This window comes from Herbaspirillum sp. 1130 (genome assembly GCF_017833835.1).
Taxonomy (GTDB): domain Bacteria; phylum Pseudomonadota; class Gammaproteobacteria; order Burkholderiales; family Burkholderiaceae_D; genus Herbaspirillum; species Herbaspirillum huttiense.
On the sequence record NZ_JAFICQ010000002.1, the window covers coordinates 509,209 to 530,481 of the forward strand.

Genomic DNA, 21,273 nt, shown 5'->3' on the forward strand with positions numbered 1-21,273 from the left:
CTGGTTCAGATCACAGCCGGCTGATCGGCTGATCGTTGATGGCATCCAGGAAATCACGCGCCGCGCCCAGTCCCGGAATGCGCACCTGCGCATCGATCTCCAGCATGGGCACCAATACGAAGGCGCGCTGCGCCATGCGCGGATGCGGGACGATCAGTTCTTCATCCTCCAGCTGCGCCTCTCCATACATCAATACATCCAGATCCAGCGTGCGCGGGGCGTTGCGATAGGGCCGCTCGCGTCCGTGCTGCAGCTCGATGGCCTGCAACGCATGCAGCAGTTCCAGTGCGGTCAGTGACGTGGAGACCAGTGCGACGGCATTGACGTAGTCGTCGCCACTGGAATCGATGGGCGCGGTGCGATAGAGCGAAGAGCTCCGCAGCAGTTGCGATTCGGGCAGCCGGGCCAGATGGGCGATGGCTTCTTCGACGGTGGCGCGGGCGTCGCCCAGGTTGCCACCGATGCCAATCCAGGCCAGCGTGGAGGACGATTCCACGTTGATCAGTCGTCGCCTGCCGGCGCGCTGTCCCCACCGGCAGCACCGGCACTGCCGCTGCTGCGACGGCGGCGACGGCGCTTGGGGGCCTCACCCGTGCCGGTATCAGCTTGTGCATCCGGCGTATCGGCCGCTTCTTTGGGGGCGCGTGCGCGCACCGGCGCAGGGGCAGCGGCTTCCTGCTCGCTGCCGCTGTCGCTGCTCTCAACGGTGTCCCCTGCCGACTTGCTGCGGCTGCGTCCACCCCGGCGCTTGCGCTTCTTGGGACCGGCATTGCTGCCGGCAGGATCGGCCGGTTTGCGGGCGATCAGTTCTTCGCGCTCGGCACCGTTGCCGGCGATGAAGGCTTCCCACCATTCACCGAGTTCGGCATCGAGTTCGCCGGACTGGCAGCGCAGCAGCAGGAAATCGAAACCGGCGCGCAGGCGCAGGTGTTCCAGCAATTTGTACGGAGCCTTGCCGACGCGGCGCTCGAAGCGCGGCTGCATGGCCCAGATGTCACGCATGTCGGAGGCGATCTTGCGTTGCAGGGCCAGCTTCTCGGTCTGGGCATCGAGCACGTCATCGGCGGCCAGATGCAGGGCGGGAATCGGATACTCGCCGGCAGCCTGGTAGGCGCGCCATTTTTCCAGCACTTGGTGCCACAGCAGCGAAGCGAACAGGAAGCCCGGCGAGACGCCCTTGCCTTCCTTGACGCGGGCGTCGGTATTGGCCAGCGCCAGGCTGACGAACTTCTCGCCCAGCGGCTGTTCCAGCACCACGTCCAGCAGCGGCAGCAGGCCGTGATGCAGGCCTTCCTTGCGCAGCTGCTGCAGGCAGGCGAGCGCATGGCCGCTCATCAGGAGCTTCAGCATTTCATCGAACACGCGGGCGGCCGGCACGTTGTCGATCAGCGGTGCCATCACGCGGATCGGCGCGCTGCTGGCGGGATCGATGGTGAACTTGAGCTTGGCCGCGAAGCGCACCACGCGCAGCATGCGTACCGGATCTTCGCGGTAACGCGCTTCGGGTTCGCCGATGATGCGCAGCTTCTTGTCGCGGATGTCGGCGATGCCGCCGTGGTAATCGAGCACGGCCTGGCTGGCCGGATCGTAGTACATCGCGTTGATGGTGAAGTCGCGGCGGGTGGCATCTTCATGCTGCTCGCCGAAGGTGTTGTCGCGCAGCACGCGGCCATGTTCGTCCTTGGGCGCGGCTTCGGCCGAGGCACCCCGGAAGGTGGTGACTTCGATCAACTCTTGTCCAAACATCACGTGCACGATCTGGAAGCGGCGGCCGATGATGAAGGCGCGGCGGAACAATTGCTTTACCTGTTCCGGTGTGGCATTGGTGGCCACGTCGAAGTCCTTGGGCTTGATGCCCAGCAGCAGGTCGCGCACTGCACCGCCGACGATGAAGGCCTTGTAGCCGGCATCCTGCAGGGTTTGCGTCACGCGCACCGCATTGGGCGAGACCAGTGCCGGATCGATGCCATGCTCTTTGGGCCCGAGCACATCGGGCTCGATCTTGCCGCCTGCGGCAGCGGCCTTGGCGCGCGATTTTTTCACGGGCTCGGCACTCTCGGCGGCGGCAGCCTTGCCGCGGCCGAGGATGGAGCGAATCAGTTTCTTGATCATTGCGCGTGGCCGTCGGCGAAGAGGTTCAGCACCGGCCAGCCGCGCGCCTGGGCGTGCGCCAGCAGCTTGTCGTTGGGGTTGGTGGCGATCGGATCGGTCACCCGTTCCAGCAGCGGAATGTCGTTCTGTGAATCGCTGTAGAAATAGCTGCGTTCGAACTGGTCCAGCTTGAAGCCCAGACGCTCCAGCCAGGCTTCGGTGTGGACGATCTTGCCCGGGCCGAAGGTCGGCGTGCCGTCGAGCTTGCCGGTGAGGTTGCCGGCGTCATCGAGCGCGGGCAGGGCGGCGATCAGGTGTTCCACGCCGAAGTGCGAGGCGATCGGCTTGGTCACGAAGTGGTTGGTGGCGGTGACGATGGCTACCAGGTCACCGGCATCCAGGTGCTTCTTCACCAGGGCCACGGCTTGCGGCAGGATGGCGGGCTTGACAACTTCGTCCATGAATTGCAGGTGCATCTCGTCGAGCTGCGTGCGCGGGAAGCGCGACAGGTTGCCCAGCGCGAATTCCAGATAGGCCACCGGATCGAGCGTGCCGTTCTGGTAATGGGCGAACCATTCGTCATTGGCCTTGCGGAAGCTGTCGGCATCCACGGCGCCGATGCGCGCCATGAATTCGCCCCACTCGTGGTCGGAGTCGAGCGGCAGCAGGGTATGGTCGAGATCGAAAAGGGCGAGGTTCATTGTTCTCCGGATTCCTGTTGTAACAGTTCGCGTAGCAAGGGCAGGGTGATGGCGCGCTTGGTGGCCAGCGAGTAGCGGTCCAGCGCGTCGAGCATGCGCGACAGCGAGGGCATGTCGCGCCGGTAGTGGGTGAGCATGTACATCATCACGGCCGGGGGAATTTCCAGGCCGCGGTCCAGGGTGATCTGCAGCAGGGCGGCGATCTTCTCGTCATCCGACAGGTCGTGCACCTGGTAGATCAGGCCCCAGCCGAGCCGGGTGCGCAGGTCTTCGCGCAACTCAAGGCGGGTCGGGGGCAGGGTGCCGGTGCAGACCATGCAGCCGCCCTGTTCGCGGATCTGGTTGAACAGGTTGAAGGCGGCGATCTGCTGTTCCTCGAACAGTTGATCGACGTCGTCGAGCAGATAATGGCTGGTCTGCGGGCTGTAGTCGAAGGCCGACTCGGGGGAGTCGGCACTGATGAGGCGGGCGCGGTTGCCTTCCTGGCCGGCCTTGGTGGCCAGGGCGTGCAGCAGGTGGGTCTTGCCGGCACCGGCTTCGGCCCAGAGGTAGATGAAGCGGTCGGTGCTGGCACTGCCGGTCTGGATGGATTTGTCCACGCCGGCCGTGGCCAGCAGCTTCAAGCGCTCCAGCAGTTCTGCGTTGCGGCCGGTCACGAAGCTGTCGAAGCTTTGCGGCTGGTCCGCGCTCAAATCGAGCGGAATCTGTTTCATCGGTGGCTATCAGCTACGAGGGCCGCAAGCTGCTTGCGGCCAGTTAATGCAGGACGGCGCCAAGCGCCCGAGCCTGCGCAGCGTCCTGCAAGGGCAGGGAGGCTGTGATCAATCATAAACTCTTCAACGGTTGTAAAAATTGCTGGCCAGATACTCGCGCCGCACATGCATGGCGATCACCGAGACGATGGCCGAGGCCGGCAGCGCCAGCAGCACGCCGACAAAACCGAACAGCTGGCCAAAGGCCAGCAGCGCGAAAATCACCACCAGCGGGTGCAGGCCGATACGCTCGCCCACCAGCTTGGGCGTGAGGATGAAGCTTTCCAGCACCTGTCCCACGCCATAAATCAGGGCCACCCACAGCAAGCCGATGGCGCCATCGAATTGCAGGATGGCCGCCAGGATCGCCAGCACCAGCCCCAGGCCGAAGCCCACATAGGGAATGAACACCAGCAGGCCCGTCAGGACGCCCACCGGCAGGGCGCTGTCAAATCCGGCGGCAGTGAGCGCAACCGAATAATAGACCGCCAGCACCAGCATCACCAGCAATTGTCCACGCAAGTACTGTCCCAGCAGGCTGTCGACCTCGGCCGCCATGGTATTGACGCGACCGGCCCAGCGGCGCGGGATCATGATCTGCAGGCGCTTGAGGAAGGGATGCCAGTCCTGCAGCAGGTAGAACAGCACCATCGGCACGAACAGCAGGTTGGCCAGCCAGGCCAAGAGCGCCGTGCCCCCGACCTTGGCCGAAGCCAGCACCGAACTCCACAGCTCGTCGCCGCTGGTGCTGATCTGTTGCGTGAGCAAAGCCTTGATGCCCGCCAGGTCCAGCCGCACGTCGATGCCCAGCTGGTGCAGGCGCGGCGAGAGGAAGGCATTCAGCTTGTCCAGCAGCGGCGGCACCTGGGCCTGCAGCAGCGGGATCTGGCGCAGTACCAAAGGCACCACGATCAGCACCAGCGCCAGTCCGGCCAGGATCAGCAGCAAGACCATGATGGTCACGCCCACGAAACGCGGGATCCGCAGCGGGCCGATGCGGCGGCTGGCGATCCAGTCCACGCCCGGGTTGAGCGCATAACCGATGATGCCGGCGGCGACGAAGGGCGAGAGCATCGGGCCCAGCGCCACCAGCAGCGCCAACAGCAAAATGCCGACAATCAGCCACGCCAGGTTCTGTTTTTGCTCTTCGGACAAAGAAAAAGGCATGGATTCGGAGTTCGCGGGTGGCGGTTTTGTTAAAATCACGGCTTGGCAGGGGCACTTCCGCCCTGAATCCCCTATTTTACCGTCTTCACTGGCAATATTTCATCATGACTTCACCTTCCAATGTCTCCCTCTCCTACCGTGACGCTGGCGTCGATATCGATGCCGGTGACGCCCTGGTCGAAGCGATCAAGCCGTTCGCCAAGCGCACCACCCGCGAAGGCGTGCTGGGCGGCATTGGCGGTTTCGGTGCCCTGTTCGAAATCAGCAAGAAGTACAAGGAACCGGTGCTGGTGTCCGGCACCGACGGCGTGGGCACCAAGCTCAAGCTGGCTTTCCACCTGAACCGCCACGATACGGTCGGTATCGACCTGGTGGCCATGAGCGTCAACGACATCCTGGTGCAGGGTGCCGAGCCGCTGTTCTTCCTGGATTACTTTGCCTGCGGCAAGCTGGACGTGCCCTCGGCCACCGATGTCATCAAGGGCATCGCCGCCGGTTGTGAACAGGCCGGCTGCGCCCTGATCGGCGGTGAAACCGCGGAAATGCCCAGCATGTACCCGGACGGTGAATACGACCTGGCCGGCTTCGCGGTCGGCGCGGTGGAAAAGTCCAAGATCATCGACGGTACCAAGATCGCCCCAGGCGACGTGGTGCTGGGCCTGGCCTCCTCGGGCGCGCACTCCAACGGCTACTCGCTGGTGCGCAAGATCTTGGACGTGGCCAAGCCCGACCTGGAAGCCGACTTCCACGGCCGCAAGCTGGCCGATGTGCTGATGGCTCCGACCCGCATCTACGTCAAGCCGCTGCTGTCGCTGATGGAGAAGCTGGAAGTCAAGGGCATGGTCCACATCACCGGTGGCGGCCTGGTCGAGAACATCCCGCGCGTGCTGCAGGATCACCTCACGGCCGAACTGGACGCCAAGTCCTGGACCATGCCCCCGCTGTTCACCTGGCTGCAGCAGCATGGCGGCGTGGCTGATGCGGAAATGCACCGCGTCTTCAACTGCGGCATCGGCATGACCGTGATCGTCTCCAAGGAAAACGCCGACGCCGCTGAAGCCCATCTGAAGGCCGCCGGTGAAACCGTCTACCGTATCGGGACCATCCGCGCCCGCGCCGAAGGCGAAGCACAGACCATCGTGCGCTGATCGATCCCTGTAAATCGTTTTAACGATTTATAAAGTAAAAGGCTGCATTCTCAGGAATGCAGCCTTTTTTATTTCCGGCGGAGAATTTCTCGCCGGATGAAAACTTAGTTTTGTTAAAACAAAAACTAAGTTTCCAGCAAGAAAAAATTAACAGTGAGTTCAGCTCGCCTGCCCGACATCCCCATCCTGCTCCGCCAGGATCTGCCGCGGCACGGCCTGCAGCCCACGCGCCACGCCATTGGGCGGCGGCACGCGCACCGGCTCGCTGATGTCGGCAGCGGTGGAGAGCACGTTCAGAGTATCTTCCGGCGGGGCATCCCAGACCGGATCATCGATGGCCTCGAAGACGCGCTTCAATTGCGAGCCCCAGCTGCGGCGGATCATCTGGAAATACTGGTTCTGCTCGTCGATGGTCACGAAGCGGGTCACGGCCAGGTCTTCGCTTTCATAGACCAGCAGGTCCAGCGGCAAGCCCACCGAGATGTTGGACTTGAGCGTGGAATCCATGGAGATCAGCGCACACTTGGCGGCCTCGTCCAGCGAGGTCTGCGGCGTGACGACACGGTCAATGATGGGCTTGCCGTACTTGGATTCGCCGATCTGGAAGTAGGTGTTCTCGTCGTGCGACTCGATGAAGTTGCCGGCCGAATACATCTGGAACAATCTACAGCGCTCGCCACGGATCTGGCCGCCGAAGATGATGCTGACGTTGAAATCGATACCGAACTTGCTCAGCTCGGCGGCCTCGCGGTCATGCACGGCGCGGATGGCATCGCCCAGGATCTGGGCGGCTTCGTACATGGAGGTGGCGGTCCAGATGCTGCGGCCTTCCGCATTGGTGCGGTCGGTCAGCATCTGGCGGATGGATTGCGAAATCGACAGGTTGCCGGCGGTCATCATGACCATCACGCGGTCGCCCGGATTCTCGTAAACACTCATCTTGCGGAAGGTGCCGATATGGTCCACTCCGGCGTTGGTGCGCGAATCGGACAGGAACACCAGGCCGCTGTTGAGGCGCATGGCTACGCAGTAGGTCATGATGGAAAAGTGATACGTGGAAACGGAAAGCCGGATTTTACCGTAAGGCCCGGTGCCAGAGCGTGCGCGCCGGGGGCATCTGTCGTGACGTACCTACAGTAACGGCCTGTTTCCCGAAAAGATGACAGCGGCTGTGCTTCTTTCTTGCGCGCGAAGCACAGCCGGGGCGGCTTACGCTGCCAAAGGAACAAGAAAATCGCGGCTGATGCGATTGCCCAGTTCGAAGATGCGCTCCAAAAATTCGGTGAGCGTATCGTGCAGCCCGGCTTCCAGGATTTCCTCGATGCGGGCGAACTTCAGGTCGGCGTGCAGCTTGCCCGCAAAGCGCTCGGTATCGGCCGAGACATCATTGCGCACATGATGCAGATTGGAGATCACGTTGCCCATGCAGGCCAGCAGCGAACGCGGCATGTCGGCCCGCAGGATCAGCAGCTCGGCCACGCGCTCGGGCGTGATGACGTCGCGATAGACCTTGCGGTAGATCTCGAAGCCCGACACCGAACGCAGGATCGCGGCCCAGTAGTAGAAGTCCAGCTGTCCCGCTTCATCGCGCGCCGACTGGCTTTGCGATTGGGATTGAGATTGCGACTGGCCATTCTGCTTCTGCGATTGCGTTTCCTTGGCCCCGTGGAACTTGACGTCGATGATGCGCGCCGTGTTGTCCGCACGTTCCAGGAAGGTCCCCAGGCGGATGAAGTGGAAAGCCTCATCCTCCAGCATGGTGCCGATGGTCACGCCGCGCGAGAGGTGCGAGCGATGCTTGACCCATTCGAAGAAATCGCTCGGGTTCTGCTCCAGCGCATTGGTTTGCAGATAGGACTGCATCTTGATCCAGGTGGCGTTCTGGATCTCCCACGCTTCGGTCGTCAGCGCGCCGCGCACGGCACGCGCATTCTCGCGCGCCTGGCGCAGGCAGGAGGCAATCGAGGACGGGTTGTTGGGGTCCCGCACCATGAAGTCGATGACGTCCTTCTGCGTGAGCTTGTCGTATTTCTGGTTGTAGCCATAGAGCAGTTCCGAGATGCCCAGCACGGCGCGCCAGCCTTGCTCGGCGTCGTCGACCGATTGCGGCAGCAGGGCGGTCTGCACGTGCACGTCGAGCATGCGGGCGGTGTTCTCGGCGCGCTCGGTGTAGCGGGCCATCCAGAAGAGGTGATCGGCGGTACGGCTCAGCATCTTATTTCTCCAGAATCCAGGTGTCCTTGGTGCCGCCGCCTTGCGACGAGTTCACCACCAGCGAGCCTTCCTTCAGGGCCACGCGCGTGAGGCCGCCCTTGACCATGGTGATCTGCTTGCCGGATAACACGAACGGACGCAGGTCCAGGTGGCGCGGGGCGATGCCCGATTCCACATAGGTCGGGCACACGGAGAGGGCCAGCGTGGGCTGGGCGATGTAGCCATCAGGCTTGGCAATGATGCGTGCGCGGAAGTCTTCGATCTCCTGTTTGGTGGAAGCCGGGCCGACCAGCATGCCGTAACCGCCGGCACCGTGCACTTCCTTGACCACCAGCTTTTCGAGGTTGGCCAGGGTGTAGGAAAGATCTTCCTTCTTGCGGCACTGGTAAGTGGGCACGTTGTTGAGGATGGGATCCTCGGACAGATAGAAGCGCACCATGTCCGGCACATACGGATAGATCGACTTGTCGTCGGCCACACCGGTACCGATCGCATTGGTCAGCGTCACCTTGCCGGCGCGATAGGCCTGCAGCAGGCCCGGCACGCCCAGCGCCGAATCGGGACGGAAAGCCAGCGGATCGAGGAAGTCGTCGTCGATGCGGCGATAGATCACGTCGACCCGCTTGGGGCCGCGCGTGGTACGCATGTAGACCACGTTGTCCTTGACGAAGAGGTCTTGTCCCTCGACCAGTTCCACGCCCATCTGCTGGGCCAGGAAGGCGTGCTCGAAGTAGGCCGAGTTGTACATGCCCGGGGTCATCACCACCACCGTCGGATCGGTCACGCCGGCCGGCGCCACCGAACGCAGGTTGTCCAGCAGCAGGTCGGGATAGTGATCGACCGGCGCAATCTTGTGGCGCTTGAACAGGTCCGGGAAGAGCCGCATCATCATCTTGCGGTTCTCCAGCATGTAGGACACGCCGGAGGGCACGCGCAGGTTGTCTTCCAGGACGTAGAATTCACCTTCGCCCGCCCGCACGATGTCGACCCCGGCGATGTGCGCGTAGATGTCGTTGACCACGTTCACATCCTGCATCTCGCGCCGGTACTGGGCGTTCTGGAAGATCTGCTCGGGCGGGATGATGCCGGCCTTGACGATCTTCTGTTCGTGATAGATGTCGTGGATGAACATGTTGAGCGCTTTGACGCGCTGGACCAGTCCCGCTTCCAGCTTGGCCCATTCGGCCTTGTGGATGATGCGCGGGATGATGTCGAAGGGGATCAGGCGCTCGGTGCCGGCATCGTTTCCATAGACGGCGAAGGTAATGCCGACGCGGCGGAAGATCAGGTCGGATTCGGCACGTTTGCGGGCGATGATTTCGGGCGACTGCGCCGAAAGCCAGCTGGCGAATTCTGCATAGTGCTGACGCACTTGACCTGCTTCGCTGCCTGCGCCTCCTGAATACATCTCATCAAAAAAATGTGCCATAGATTTGCTTCGTGTTCCCGTGGGGAGCGGGAATCTTTCTAAGTAGGTTGTAACGAAAACAGAGGCGGTGGGTACGGCAAAACTACAGCGTGGGTACAGCGTAATGCGATGGCGCTAGGGGACTGCCGCTGCACGCCAGCGCCAGCGTGCATGAAGAAAGACTAACAGAGGCTTGAATTTTTTGACAGAGGAAAATTGCATGCTTTTGCTCCTCGCCCGCGCGGGTCTGCTGCCATCAAACGCAGACCCGCAGCGGCTTCAGTTATTCCATGGCGTGGGTGCGGGAACCTCGCAGGGAGCCGGCATGTCGATGGTCTTGAAGTCGGCCGGACTAACGATTTCCAGATACTCCATGTCGGGCGAATAGTCGAACAGGAAGTGCACGATGCCCGGCCGCTGGTGCACGCAATCCCCGGCCTTGACCAGCGTGACTTCGGTCTCGTACATGAAGCGCGCCCAGCCTTTCAACATGATGACGATGTGGAAGTTGGCCTCGTGCCGATGCCATCCGGTGCCCGTTTCCGGGGCCATGTTGGCCTTGACCAGCTGCGCCACCACCTGGCCGCCGGTGGCCGCGGCAATGCCCAGGTCGCGATACAGGAAGAAGTCGCGCAGCCCTCCCGTTTCATAGGGCGTGTCGCCTTCGCTCACATGCGAAAAGCTGTTCTGCGCCAGTACGCTTGCCTCCGCTACGGTATTCATCACATCCATCCTTTCTGCGGTCTCCCGCCATGGGCCTGCGACAAAAACGGGCGCGACTTTTCCTGCCGGTGCTGCGCGCGCCCTAGAATTCCACGTCCAGTTCGTCGATGTCCTCCGGTTCCTTTTTGGCGGCGGTGATCCATTCCTGCATCTCCGGCATGGCCATGATGCGTTTGGCATAGGCGGTGCAGATGGGATCAAGCTTGACGTCATAGGTCATGAAGCGCGTCACCACCGGCGCATACATGGCATCGGCCATGGTGCGCTGTTCGCCGAACAGGAAAGGTCCGCCGTACTTGGCCAGACACTCCTTCCAGATGGTGGTGATGCGCACGATGTCGGCTTCGGCGCGGGACCACACCTTGAAGTTGGGGAAGTGGCCCTTGAGGTTCATCGGCAGCGCCGCGCGCAGGGCCGAGAAGCCCGAATGCATTTCGCCGCACACCGAGCGGCAATGCGCACGGGCGGCGAGGTCGGCCGGCAGCAGCTTGGCGCCGGGGCGGATTTCGTTGAGATATTCGGCAATGGCCAGCGTATCCCATACCAGTACGTCGCCATGGTGGAGGCTGGGTACCAGGATGGAGGAAGACAGCAGCAGGATCTCTGCCCGTGCCGACGGGTCGTCCGGCGGCACGATGTCTTCCTCGAAAGAGAGCCCGGCGAACCTGGCCATGAGCCAGCCGCGCAGGGACCACGAGGAGTAGTTCTTGCTGGTGATGCGCAAAGTCGTCTTAGGCATGTCAGTCCTTTATCTGTTTTGTGCAGGTTGACTTTGGGCACGCGGCCGCGTGAGCGGCGGTGTCTTGTTCATGGTCATCATCTTCATCGTCCGCCCCGTCTGCGCTCGGGAAGGACACGGGCCACAGGAGCGGACCGCGTACCACTACTTGCAAGGCTTGTGCCAGCTCGCGGGAACGGCAGGCCACGCACCGCCGGCATTTCCGCGCGGCCACCAAAGCCGCTGGAAAACTCCCAAAAGCTGCGCGCAGGCGGGCTGGCGGCCCATCAATGGCACGACAATTGCATCGTCGCCATGGCGAGCGGACACCAAAAAGAGACAACCGAGGGCGGCGCTTCATGATCAATACCTATCAGCTCTACCAGAACTACGCCGACGCCACCGATCCGCTGCGGGCCTGTGCCCGCATGATGGCACCCCTGCTGGGGGCGACCTGGCCTGGCGTTCCGGTCAATCCGGCGTTGCGCAAGATGGCCTCGGCCTGCGAGGTTTTTGCGCGGACGCAATTGACCCATGCGCGCCCGCCCTTCGAGATCGGCGAGGTGCTCGACGGCGGACGCACAATTGCGGTGCACGAGGAGGAAATCAGCGCCACGCCCTTCTGTGGTCTGCTGCATTTCCGCAAGGAAACCTCGGCCGTGCAGCCCAAGGTGCTGGTGGTGGCGCCCATGTCGGGCCACTTCGCCACGCTCTTGCGTGGCACCGTCAAGACCCTGCTGCGCGATCACGACGTCTACATCACCGACTGGCGCAATGCCCGCGATGTTGCCCTGGAGCACGGCCGTTTTGGCCTGGATGAATACGTTTCGCACGTGATCGGATTCCTCGCCGAGCTGGGCCCCGGTGCGCACCTGCTGGCGGTGTGCCAGCCGACCGTGGCGGCGCTGACCGCCGCCTCCGTGATGGCCGAGGACAATCATCCGGCCCAGCCGCGCACCATGACGCTCATGGCCGGGCCCCTCGACACCCGCGTCAATCCCACGGCCGTCAATGCGCTGGCCAAGAGCAAGCCGATCAGCTGGTTCGAGAAGAACATGATCAGCACCGTCCCGGCCCGCCATGCCGGGGCCGGGCGGCGGGTCTATCCGGGCTTCGTGCAGTTGAGCGCCTTCATGAACATGAACCTGAACCGCCACGTCGACGCCTTCCGCAAGCTGTATCACCATCTGGTCGAGGGCGAGGAGGCGCAGGCCGCGCAAATCAAGGATTTCTACGAAGAGTATTTCGCCATGGCCGACCTGCCGGCCGAGTTCTACCTGGAAACGGTGCGCACGGTGTTCCAGGAACATGCGCTGCCGCTGGGCAAGCTGACCTATCGCGAGCGCGTGGTCGACCCGCGCGCCATCCGCCGCACGGCGCTCTTTACCATCGAGGGCGAGAAGGACGATATCTGCGCGGTCGGCCAGACCGTGGCCGCACAGGAAATGTGCAGCAACATCCGGCCCTACATGCGCCTGCACCATGTTCAGACGGCCGTGGGACATTACGGGGTCTTCAACGGACGGCGCTGGGACAACGAGATCTATCCGCGCCTGCGGGATTTCATTAACATGCATCACAGGTAAGCTTGCGGCGTACTTGCCAATGCGAGTGAAAAACTTAGTTTTCAGGATCGAAAGATTAAGTTTTTCTTCCCCCGGCACTTACACTCTCACATACACTCACAACGAGGCAGCCCCAACCGGAAAGTCACCAGGAAAGTAATCAGGCGGTAAGAAAAACAAGGTATGCAGGAGATCTGCTCCGCATGTCGCCAACAACCAAGCCCCGCGCTTGACCATTTGCTTGTCGTAAAGGAATTCCATGTCGATCCACGTGGCCCTGAACCATGTCACCTCTTACAAGTACGACCGTGCCATCAACCTGGGTCCGCAAGTCATCCGCTTGCGTCCCGCCCCGCACAGCCGTACCCGCATCCTGAGCTATTCGCTGCGCGTGCTGCCCGAGCCGCACTTCATCAACTGGCAGCAGGACCCGGAATCGAACTACCTGGCGCGCCTGGTGTTCCCGGAGAAGACCACCGAATTCAAGATCGAGGTCGATCTGGTGGCCGAAATGTCGGTCATCAATCCCTTCGATTTCTTCCTCGAACCCTATGCCGAGGAGTTCCCCTTCGAGTATGCCAAGGACCTGCAGAACGAACTGCTGCCCTACCGGCAGAAGCTGCCGCTGTCGCCGCTGTTTGAAAAATTCCTCAAGAGCATTCCGCGCGAGAAGATCGGCAGCGCCAATTTCCTGGTGGCGCTGAACCAGAAGCTGGCCGACCACATCGGCTACACCATCCGCATGGAACCCGGCGTGCAGACGCCGGAAGAAACGCTGGAACTGAAATCCGGCTCCTGCCGCGATTCTTCCTGGCTGCTGGTGCAGTTGCTGCGCCACCTGGGGCTGGCGGCGCGCTTCGTGTCGGGCTACCTGATCCAACTGACCGCCGACCAGAAGTCGCTCGATGGCCCTTCCGGTCCCGAGGCCGATTTCACCGACCTGCACGCCTGGTGCGAAGTCTATCTGCCCGGTGCCGGCTGGGTCGGGCTGGATCCGACCTCGGGCCTGTTTGCCGGAGAAGGCCATATCCCCTTGTCTTGCACACCGGAGCCGGCCTCGGCTGCGCCGGTCAGCGGCCTGGTCGATCCTTGCGAAGTCGAGTTCGAGCACCTGATGTCGGTCAAGCGCATCTGGGAAGCGCCGCGCGTGACCAAGCCCTACACCGAAGAGCAGTGGGCCGCCATCGAGAAGCTGGGCCATGCCATCGATGCCGACCTGCAGGCCAATGACGTGCGCCTGACCATGGGCGGCGAACCGACCTTCGTGTCGCTGGACCATCCGGACGAACCGGAGTGGAATACCGCCGCCCTGGGTGCGACCAAGAAGCCGCTGGCCGCCGAGCTGTATCACCGCATGCGCGACAAGTATGCCGCCCAGGGCCTGCCGCATTTCGGTCAGGGCAAGTGGTATCCCGGGGAGCAGCTGCCGCGCTGGGCGCTCAATTGCTACTGGCGCCGCGATGGCGAACCGATCTGGCTGAATCCTGAATTGATCGGCGACGAGACCAAGCCCAACGTCAGCGACAAGATCGTCACCAGCCACTTCCTGCACCGCGTGGCACAGCGCCTGCAGGTGGATGGCAAGAATGTCTTCCCGGCCTATGAAGACGTGTTCTACTACATGTGGCGCGAGCGCCGCCTGCCGGGCAATGTCGATCCCTTTGATTCGCGCGTGGATGACAAGCAGGAGCGCGAGCGCCTGATGAAGGTCTTCACGCAGGGCCTGCAAAGCGCGGTCGGCCATGTGCTGCCGCTGGCGCGCCGCGACGATGGCCGTGGCTGGCAGAGCGGGGCGTGGTTCCTGCGCAGCGAGCGCTGCTACCTGTATCCGGGCGATTCGCCGCTGGGCTATCGCCTGCCGCTGGATTCGCTGCCCTGGGTCAAGGAGGGCGAGTATCCGGCCGTCTATCCGGCCGATCCGACCCAGGCCTTCCGCCCGCTGCCCAGCAGCGCCGAAATCCGCCGTCAGCTGGGCAGTCCGCAGGAGCCTGCTGCGCTCCTGAAGAAGGCGGCCAGCAACGCGGCTGCCATTGGCGGTGAAGGCAAGGCGGCGGCGGGCGATACGGCCAATGCTGCCAATGCCGCAACCACGAGCAGCGCAACCCAGGCGATACCGGCCCCGTTTGAATCGGCCAACTGGCTGACCCGTACCGCCCTGTGCGCCGAGGTGCGCAATGGCGTGTTCTACCTGTTCATGCCGCCCTTGTCGCAACTGGAGCATTACCTCGAACTAGTGGCCGCCATCGAAGCGGTGGCCGAGGAACTGAAGCAGCCGGTACTTCTGGAAGGCTACGAGCCGCCGCACGATCCGCGTCTGCGCAAGTTCAGCGTCACGCCCGACCCCGGCGTGATCGAGGTCAACATCCAGCCGGCCAACAACTGGAGCGAACTGGTCGAGCAGACCACGCACCTGTATGACGCCGCACGCGCCTCGCGTCTGACGACCGAAAAGTTCATGCTCGATGGTCATCACTCCGGCACCGGTGGCGGCAATCACATGGTGCTGGGCGGCATCACGACCAGTGATTCACCTTTCCTGCGCAGGCCCGATCTGCTGCGCAGCCTCATCTCGTACTGGCACAACCATCCTTCGCTGTCCTACCTGTTCTCGGGCATGTTCATCGGCCCGACCTCGCAGGCACCGCGTATCGATGAGGCGCGCAATGATTCGACAGTGGAAATCGAACTGGCCTTCAGCGAGATGGACAAGCAGGTCGCCAAGGGCGATTGCCCGCCCTGGCTGGTGGACCGCCTGCTGCGCAATCTGCTCATCGACGTCACCGGCAATACGCACCGCGCCGAGTTCTGCATCGACAAGATGTATTCGCCCGACAGCGCCACCGGCCGTCTTGGCTTGCTGGAATTGCGCGCCTTCGAAATGCCGCCGCACGCACGCATGAGCCTGACCCAGCAACTGCTGCTGCGCGGCCTGGTGGCGCGTTTCTGGAAGGAGCCCTACAAGCCGGCGCGCCTGGTGCGCTGGGGGACTGAACTGCATGACCGCTTCCTGCTGCCGCATTTCATCGAACAGGATTTCGCCGACGTGATGGCCGACATGAACGAGGCCGGCTATCCGATGCGTGCCGAATGGTTCGCGCCGCACATGGAATTCCGTTGCCCCAAGATCGGCGACTATGCGGTCAAGGGCATGCAGGTCGAATTGCGCACCGCGCTCGAACCCTGGCACGTGCTGGGCGAGGAGAACAGCGGCGGCGGCACGGCGCGTTATGTGGATTCCTCGCTGGAACGGCTGCAGGTCAAGATCAGCGGCATGGCCTCCGATCGATACGTGCTGACCTGCAACGGCGTCTCGGTGCCGCTGCAGCCCACCGGCATCGTCGGCCAGTTCGTGGCCGGCATCCGCTATCGGGCCTGGCAGCCGCCTTCGGCGCTGCATCCGACCATTCCGGTGGATTCGCCGCTGACCTTCGACCTGGTCGATACCTGGAATGGCCGCAGCCTGGGCGGTTGCCAGTATCACGTGGTGCATCCGGGCGGCCGCAATTACGAAACCTTCCCGGTCAATGCCTTCGAGGCGGAGAGCCGCCGCCTGGCGCGCTATTTCCGCATGAACCATACCCCGGGAAAATGGCAGGTCACCCCGGCGCGGGCGTCTATCGAGTTTCCTTTTACGTTAGACTTACGCTACTTCTAAAACTGAGCCGGGCGCGGCCCCGCGCCGCTTGCAAGGCGACACGCCGCACGGGACCTGCTCCCGGCGCGTGCGCCACCCGGCCGCCAATGACTTATGCCCCAGCGTCTCCTGGAAAGCTATCCCGTCGCCAGTGATCGTTACGACGAGATGCTGGCGGCTGACGGCCGCCTGCGCCCGCACTGGCGAACGCTGATCGACCAGCTTGAAAACCTCTCGCCGGAGATGCTGCGCCGGCGCGCCAACGAGGTACGTGACGCCATCGCCTCCGATGGTGTGACCTACAACGTCTATGCCGACCCCAAGGGGGCCAACCGGCCCTGGGAACTGGACCTGCTGCCGCACCTGGTGTCCTCCGAACAATGGGATTTCCTGGAACGTGCCGTGGCCCAGCGCGCACGGCTGATGAACGGCTTGCTCGCCGACATCTACGGCCCCCAGCACCTGATTGCCGAAGGTCTGCTGCCGCCCGCGCTGGTGTTCGGCCAGCACGGCTACCTGATGCCCTGCCACGGCTGGCAGCCGCCCGGTGGCGTGCATCTGCATGCGTATGCCATCGACCTGGCGCGCTCGGCCGACGGCACCTGGTGGGTCGTGTCGGACCGCACGCAAGGTCCGTCCGGTACCGGGTATGCCTTGCAGAACCGCCAGATCATGTCGCGCGCCATGCCGGAAGCGCTGCGCGACATGCACGTGGAGTCGCCGCACCGCTACTTCCACACCTTGCGCGCGATGTTGACGCGCCTGGCCCCGGCCCAGGGTGAAGTGCCGCTGATCGTGCTGCTCACGCCCGGCCCCTACAACGAAACCTATTCCGAACATGCCTTCCTGGCGCACACGCTGGGCTTCCCGCTGGTGGAAGGGGTGGACCTGACGGTGCGCAGCGACCAGGTATTTCTGAAGACCCTGAACGGCCTGCGCCGCGTGCACGCCATCCTGCGCCGCATGGACGATGACTATTGCGATCCGCTGGAACTGCGCGCCGATTCCGCCCTCGGTGTGCCGGGCCTGACACAGGCTGCGCGACTGGGCAATGTGGTCATCGCCAATTCGCTGGGCAGCGGCGTGCTGGAATCGACTGCACTGCACGGCTTCCTGCCGGCCATCAACGAGCGCCTGTATGGCGAATCGTTGCTGCTGCCTTCGGTAGCGTCGTGGTGGTGCGGCGAAAAGCCGGCGCTCGATTACACACTGGCGCATCTGGATGAACTGGTGATCGTGCCGGCGTTTTCTTCGATGCGCATGCAACCGGTGTTTGGCCATACCGTCACGGGCACCGCGCGCCGTCGCCTGATCGAAAGCCTGCAATTGCAGCCGCACGCTTACGCCGCCCAGGAATGGGTGCGCCTGTCGCAAGCGCCGGTGATGTCGCGCAGCGGTGACTATCGTTTGATGAACCGCACCATCAGCCTGCGCGTGTTTGCGGTGGCCGATGGCGAAGGTGGCTATCAGGTCATGCCGGGTGGATTGACACGCGTGGCGCCACGCCAGCGGCGCGACGTGGTCTCGATGCAGCAGGGCGGTACCAGCAAGGATGTGTGGGTGCTGCGTGAAGAGGAGCGCCCGGACCCGGCCATGGCCGATGACGGCCATGGTGCAAAAAACGTCACGGTCATCAGGGGCACGGTGGATGTGTCCTCGCACTCGGGCGAGAACCTGTTCTGGATGGGGCGCTATTCGGAGCGCGTGAAAAATCTCTCGCGCCTCTTGCGCACCACCCTGCAATACACCATGGATGGCCAGACCGAGAGCCGTGGCATGCTGGGCAGTGTCTCGTGGATCTGCAGCCAGCTCGGCGTGCAGATGCCCAAATCCGAACCGCGTCCGACCATCACCGGCCTGCAGCAGAGCCTGCAGGCGGCCGTGGTCGATCCTTCGGCGCCGGTGAGCGTGGCCACGCAGTTGCGCCAGCTCGCCAATGCCGCCTACCAGGTGCGAGAACATCTGTCGCTGGACAACTGGCACGCCCTGACCAAGATGCCGGCCATGGTGCAGGAACGCATCAACACACCAGCCGCTGCACAGCATGTGCTGGGCAACGTCATCGATGCCTGCTCGGGCCTGGCCGGTCATGCGCTGGATGACATGACGCGCGATGCCGGCTGGCAGTTCCTGATGGTGGGCCGCCACATCGAACGCATGGCCAACATGGCGGCGCTCTTCGACAACTTCCTGCGCCTGCCGCCGCAGCGCCAGACGGCGGCACTGTCGTGGCTGCTGGAGGCGGCCAGCAGCATCGTCACCTATCGCGTGCGCTATCGCCGCACGCCGGAGTGGCTGCCGGTGCTGCACCTGCTGGTGTTCGACGTCAGCAATCCGCATGGCATGGCCTACCAGTTCCGCATGCTGCAGCAATACATGGCCGAGATCGCCCAGCAGCTGGGCTTGCTGAGCATGACCATTCCTGCGCACCTGACCAGCCAGCTGGAGGCGATGAACCTGGCCGAGTTTGCGCACGATCATCCCAACGTCGCCGAGGCCAATGCGCGCCTGACGCAATTGATGCGCGATGCCGTCAGCGGCGGCTACATGCTCTCGGATGATCTCTCGCGCCATTACTTCACGCCGCTGACCGCACCGGTCAGCCAGGGGGTATGACATGAGCGAGCGCACCGTCTACCGCATCCATCACCAGACCACTTACCAGTATTCGCTGCCGGTGCGGCTGTCGCACCAGGTGCTGCACCTGACGCCGCGCGAACTGCCGTGGCAGCAATGTCTCTCGCACACCGTCAACGTCTTGCCGTCGCCGCAACTGGTGCGCAGCTACGAAGACAATTTCGGCAACGTCATCAAGGCCTTCTCGCTCGATACCGACCACACCAGTCTCGACGTGCAAGCGGATTCCTGGGTCGCGCTCACGCCGCGTGCGCAGCCGCAGCCCGGCATGCAGTGGGAGGAAGCGGCCACGGTGATGGCCTATCACGGCGGCCGCATCATGGCACCGGGCATGCTGGAGGCGTCCAATTTCCTGTTCGAATCCTCGCACGTGCGCATCAAGCGCGAGTTCATCCGCTATGCGGCCGAGTGCTTCAGCCCGGGCCTGTCGGTGGTGGAGGGGGTGCGTGCGTTGATGATGCGCATCCATGAGGAATTCGCCTTCGATCCGGCCGCCACCACTGTGTCCACACCGGTGACCGAAGTCTTCGTCAACCGGCGCGGCGTGTGCCAGGACTTCGCGCACCTGATGCTCTCGTGCCTGCGCTCCATCGGATTGGCGGCGCGCTATGTGAGCGGTTATCTGCTCACCGAGCCGCCCCCGGGACAGCCGCGCCTGATCGGGGCCGATGCCTCGCATGCCTGGGTCTCGGTGTATTGCCCCGGCGTGGACGGCGGCGAAGGGACGTGGATCGACGCCGATCCGACCAATGGCGTCTTCCCCGATACCAGTCACATCACGCTGGGCTGGGGACGCGATTTCCTCGACATCTCACCCTTGCGCGGCGTACTCATCGGCGGCGGGCAGCAGACCATGCAGGTAGCAGTGACGGTGTTGCCGGGCGAAGAGGCGCAGGGTTTGCAGCTGTCGATCTGAGCGCAATTTTCTGTATTGTTGCCGCCGCGTCGCCACAAAACACGATGGCCACTATTCGAGGGAATAGCGGCCATGTTTGTTTTTCCGCCAGGCTCAGGGTTGCGCTCAGTGTGCGCCTGCGTCCGCCACCATCAGCGGCCTGCCGCCATCGGGACGATTGCGGTCCGAGGCCTGCTTGACCAGCAAGGCCACCGTGGACACCAGCGCGGCCACGGCCACCACGGCGAAGACTTCGCTGAAGCCCAGCTGGCGGCGCGTGAGTTCGGCCACCAGGAAGGAACCGGCGATACCGCCGAAGCGCCCCACGCCCAGCATCCAGGCCACGCCGGTGGCGCGGCCACGGGTCGGATAGTAGGCGGCGGCCAGCGCGGGCAGGGAAGATTGCGCGGTATTCATCAAGGTACCGGCCACGAACACCACGACGGTGAGCACGCCCACATTGCCCGCCGCCTGCCCGATGGCAAACACCGCCACCGCAGTGGCGGCAAAGCCGATCGCGATGACGCGGTTGGCGTTGTAGCGGTCCATCAGCCAGCCGAACAGGATGGCTCCCACGCCGCCCAGCGGGAACAGCGCAGCAATGAGCGTGGCGGTCTTGGGTGCCAGGCCGGCATCCTTGAACAGCACCGGCATCCAGTTCACCAGCGCATAGAAGATCACCAGACCCATGAAGTAGGCCAGCCACAGCATGCAGGTGCCGACCAGGTAGCGCGGTTCGAACAGCAGGGCGATGCCGCTTTTGCCGGTGGGGGCTTCGCCTTGCGGGCCGGTCTCGGTGAGGGTGAAGCGATTGAAAGCGGCGGCTGAAGAAGAGATGCGGCGCAGGACCGCGCCGATGCGCTCGGCCGCATAGCCCTTGGCCACCATGTGGCGCACCGATTCCGGCAGGCTGGGCAGCATCACCAGCAACAGCAGCAGCGGGGCGGCACCGCCCAGCATGAGCACGCTGCGCCAGCCCCACAGCGGAATCATCCACGCCGCCAGGAAACCACCCAGCGCTGCGCCCAGCGGGAAGCCGCAGAACATGGCATTGGTCAGCATGGCGCGGCGCGCGGCCGGGCTGTATTCGCTGGTGAGCGTGACCGCATTGGGCATGGCCGCGCCCAGGCCCAGGCCGGTCAGGAAGCGCAGGATGGTCAGTTCCTGCAGGTTGCCGGCGAAGGCCGAGCCCAGGCAGGCCACGCCCATCACCAGCACCGACAGCAGCAGGATCTTGCGGCGGCCGTAGCGGTCGGCCAGGGGGCCCGACGTCAGCGCACCGGCGGCCAGGCCGAACAACGCGGCGCTCAACACGGGAGCCAGGTCCGGCTTGGCGATGCCCCAGTCCTTGAGCAGCGAGGGGGCGATGAAGCCGATGGCGGCGGTGTCGAAGCCGTCCAGCAGGACGACGAAGAAGCACAGCGCGAAGATCAGCCATTGATAGCGCGAGAAGGGCTCGCGGTTGATGAACGCCTGGACGTCCAGGGCAGGGGTGTCTGGTCTCATGTCTCTCTCTTCTGGATGTTGGGGGGTACGGCTGTTTTATTTTTTGTGCGAAAAGTATAAAACAATGCAGAAGTATTGTGTTCGGTCAGTGCGCATATGTGCGGTGATCGAACA

The 21,273-nt window shown here is 63.4% G+C and carries 16 protein-coding genes; 5 read left to right on the forward strand and 11 right to left on the reverse strand.

The window, feature by feature from the left end; translation table 11 throughout:
• Window positions 1–10: 10 nt before the first annotated feature.
• From folK to JOD78_RS11135, 5 genes are all read right to left on the reverse strand, one after another.
• Window positions 11–496, reverse strand: coding sequence for a 2-amino-4-hydroxy-6-hydroxymethyldihydropteridine diphosphokinase (gene folK / locus JOD78_RS11115; protein ID WP_134135489.1), 486 nt, complete (start codon window positions 494–496; stop codon window positions 11–13).
• Window positions 497–501: 5 nt separating this feature from the next.
• Window positions 502–2,112, reverse strand: a complete 1,611-nt coding sequence (gene pcnB, locus JOD78_RS11120; RefSeq protein WP_134135487.1) for a polynucleotide adenylyltransferase PcnB — start codon at window positions 2,110–2,112, stop codon at window positions 502–504.
• Window positions 2,109–2,792 carry an HAD-IB family hydrolase gene (locus JOD78_RS11125; protein ID WP_034338372.1) on the reverse strand — a complete coding sequence of 228 codons (684 nt, stop codon included), beginning with the start codon at window positions 2,790–2,792 and terminating at the stop codon, window positions 2,109–2,111. Before JOD78_RS11125 ends, pcnB begins: the two co-directional genes overlap by 4 nt.
• On the reverse strand, window positions 2,789–3,505 hold the full coding sequence (hda, locus tag JOD78_RS11130; protein ID WP_034338369.1) for a DnaA regulatory inactivator Hda: 717 nt from the start codon (window positions 3,503–3,505) through the stop codon (window positions 2,789–2,791). The genes JOD78_RS11125 and hda overlap by 4 nt, the downstream gene beginning before the upstream one ends.
• Window positions 3,506–3,628: 123 nt before the next feature.
• Window positions 3,629–4,711: an AI-2E family transporter gene (locus JOD78_RS11135; RefSeq protein WP_034338366.1), complete on the reverse strand. Its 1,083-nt coding sequence runs from the start codon at window positions 4,709–4,711 to the stop codon at window positions 3,629–3,631.
• 104 nt (window positions 4,712–4,815) lie between these two features.
• Between JOD78_RS11135 and purM the strand changes: the two genes are divergently transcribed.
• Complete coding sequence (gene purM, locus JOD78_RS11140; RefSeq protein ID WP_121042984.1) at window positions 4,816–5,859, forward strand: phosphoribosylformylglycinamidine cyclo-ligase; 1,044 nt, start codon at window positions 4,816–4,818, stop codon at window positions 5,857–5,859.
• A gap of 159 nt (window positions 5,860–6,018) precedes the next feature.
• Here purM and JOD78_RS11145 read toward each other — a convergent pair whose 3' ends face one another.
• The 5 genes from JOD78_RS11145 to JOD78_RS11165 form a co-directional block, all read right to left on the reverse strand.
• Window positions 6,019–6,897, reverse strand: a complete 879-nt coding sequence (locus tag JOD78_RS11145) for a peptidase (protein WP_088754567.1) — start codon at window positions 6,895–6,897, stop codon at window positions 6,019–6,021.
• A gap of 171 nt (window positions 6,898–7,068) precedes the next feature.
• On the reverse strand, window positions 7,069–8,073 hold the full coding sequence (locus JOD78_RS11150; RefSeq protein ID WP_034338357.1) for an alpha-E domain-containing protein: 1,005 nt from the start codon (window positions 8,071–8,073) through the stop codon (window positions 7,069–7,071).
• A 1-nt stretch (window position 8,074) separates the two neighbouring features.
• Window positions 8,075–9,502 (reverse strand): circularly permuted type 2 ATP-grasp protein, encoded by a 1,428-nt coding sequence (locus JOD78_RS11155; protein ID WP_034338355.1) that lies wholly within the window; start codon window positions 9,500–9,502, stop codon window positions 8,075–8,077.
• Window positions 9,503–9,760: 258 nt separating this feature from the next.
• Window positions 9,761–10,204, reverse strand: coding sequence for a cupin domain-containing protein (locus tag JOD78_RS11160; RefSeq protein ID WP_121043100.1), 444 nt, complete (start codon window positions 10,202–10,204; stop codon window positions 9,761–9,763).
• 82 nt (window positions 10,205–10,286) lie between these two features.
• A complete protein-coding gene (locus JOD78_RS11165; RefSeq protein ID WP_034338352.1) occupies window positions 10,287–10,943 on the reverse strand; it encodes a glutathione S-transferase family protein in 657 nt (218 codons plus the stop codon).
• 338 nt (window positions 10,944–11,281) lie between these two features.
• On the opposite strand from JOD78_RS11165, the gene phaZ reads away from it, so the two are divergent.
• From phaZ to JOD78_RS11185, 4 genes are all read left to right on the forward strand, one after another.
• Window positions 11,282–12,508: a polyhydroxyalkanoate depolymerase gene (phaZ, locus tag JOD78_RS11170; RefSeq protein ID WP_121042986.1), complete on the forward strand. Its 1,227-nt coding sequence runs from the start codon at window positions 11,282–11,284 to the stop codon at window positions 12,506–12,508.
• A 238-nt stretch (window positions 12,509–12,746) separates the two neighbouring features.
• Window positions 12,747–16,142, forward strand: a complete 3,396-nt coding sequence (locus JOD78_RS11175; RefSeq protein ID WP_209568063.1) for a transglutaminase family protein — start codon at window positions 12,747–12,749, stop codon at window positions 16,140–16,142.
• Between the two features lie 93 nt (window positions 16,143–16,235).
• On the forward strand, window positions 16,236–18,737 hold the full coding sequence (locus JOD78_RS11180) for a circularly permuted type 2 ATP-grasp protein (protein ID WP_209568061.1): 2,502 nt from the start codon (window positions 16,236–16,238) through the stop codon (window positions 18,735–18,737).
• Between the two features lies 1 nt (window position 18,738).
• On the forward strand, window positions 18,739–19,674 hold the full coding sequence (locus JOD78_RS11185; protein WP_209568059.1) for a transglutaminase family protein: 936 nt from the start codon (window positions 18,739–18,741) through the stop codon (window positions 19,672–19,674).
• Window positions 19,675–19,779: 105 nt separating this feature from the next.
• Here the strand turns inward: JOD78_RS11185 and JOD78_RS11190 are convergent, their stop codons facing one another.
• On the reverse strand, window positions 19,780–21,159 hold the full coding sequence (locus JOD78_RS11190) for an MFS transporter (RefSeq protein WP_209568057.1): 1,380 nt from the start codon (window positions 21,157–21,159) through the stop codon (window positions 19,780–19,782).
• Window positions 21,160–21,273: the final 114 nt, after the last annotated feature.

Excerpts from the sequence above, each read along its gene's own strand:
- pcnB (WP_134135487.1), bottom strand. The coding sequence starts at position 2,112 with ATGATCAAGAAACTGATTCGCTCCATCCTCGGCCGCGGCAAGGCTGCC.
- JOD78_RS11125 (WP_034338372.1), bottom strand. The coding sequence starts at position 2,792 with ATGAACCTCGCCCTTTTCGATCTCGACCATACCCTGCTGCCGCTCGAC.
- hda (WP_034338369.1), bottom strand. The coding sequence starts at position 3,505 with ATGAAACAGATTCCGCTCGATTTGAGCGCGGACCAGCCGCAAAGCTTC.
- JOD78_RS11135 (WP_034338366.1), bottom strand. The coding sequence starts at position 4,711 with ATGCCTTTTTCTTTGTCCGAAGAGCAAAAACAGAACCTGGCGTGGCTG.
- purM (WP_121042984.1), top strand. The coding sequence starts at position 4,816 with ATGACTTCACCTTCCAATGTCTCCCTCTCCTACCGTGACGCTGGCGTC.
- JOD78_RS11145 (WP_088754567.1), bottom strand. The coding sequence starts at position 6,897 with ATGACCTACTGCGTAGCCATGCGCCTCAACAGCGGCCTGGTGTTCCTG.
- JOD78_RS11150 (WP_034338357.1), bottom strand. The coding sequence starts at position 8,073 with ATGCTGAGCCGTACCGCCGATCACCTCTTCTGGATGGCCCGCTACACC.
- JOD78_RS11155 (WP_034338355.1), bottom strand. The coding sequence starts at position 9,502 with ATGGCACATTTTTTTGATGAGATGTATTCAGGAGGCGCAGGCAGCGAA.
- JOD78_RS11160 (WP_121043100.1), bottom strand. The coding sequence starts at position 10,204 with ATGAATACCGTAGCGGAGGCAAGCGTACTGGCGCAGAACAGCTTTTCG.
- JOD78_RS11165 (WP_034338352.1), bottom strand. The coding sequence starts at position 10,943 with ATGCCTAAGACGACTTTGCGCATCACCAGCAAGAACTACTCCTCGTGG.
- phaZ (WP_121042986.1), top strand. The coding sequence starts at position 11,282 with ATGATCAATACCTATCAGCTCTACCAGAACTACGCCGACGCCACCGAT.
- JOD78_RS11175 (WP_209568063.1), top strand. The coding sequence starts at position 12,747 with ATGTCGATCCACGTGGCCCTGAACCATGTCACCTCTTACAAGTACGAC.
- JOD78_RS11180 (WP_209568061.1), top strand. The coding sequence starts at position 16,236 with ATGCCCCAGCGTCTCCTGGAAAGCTATCCCGTCGCCAGTGATCGTTAC.
- JOD78_RS11185 (WP_209568059.1), top strand. The coding sequence starts at position 18,739 with ATGAGCGAGCGCACCGTCTACCGCATCCATCACCAGACCACTTACCAG.
- JOD78_RS11190 (WP_209568057.1), bottom strand. The coding sequence starts at position 21,159 with ATGAGACCAGACACCCCTGCCCTGGACGTCCAGGCGTTCATCAACCGC.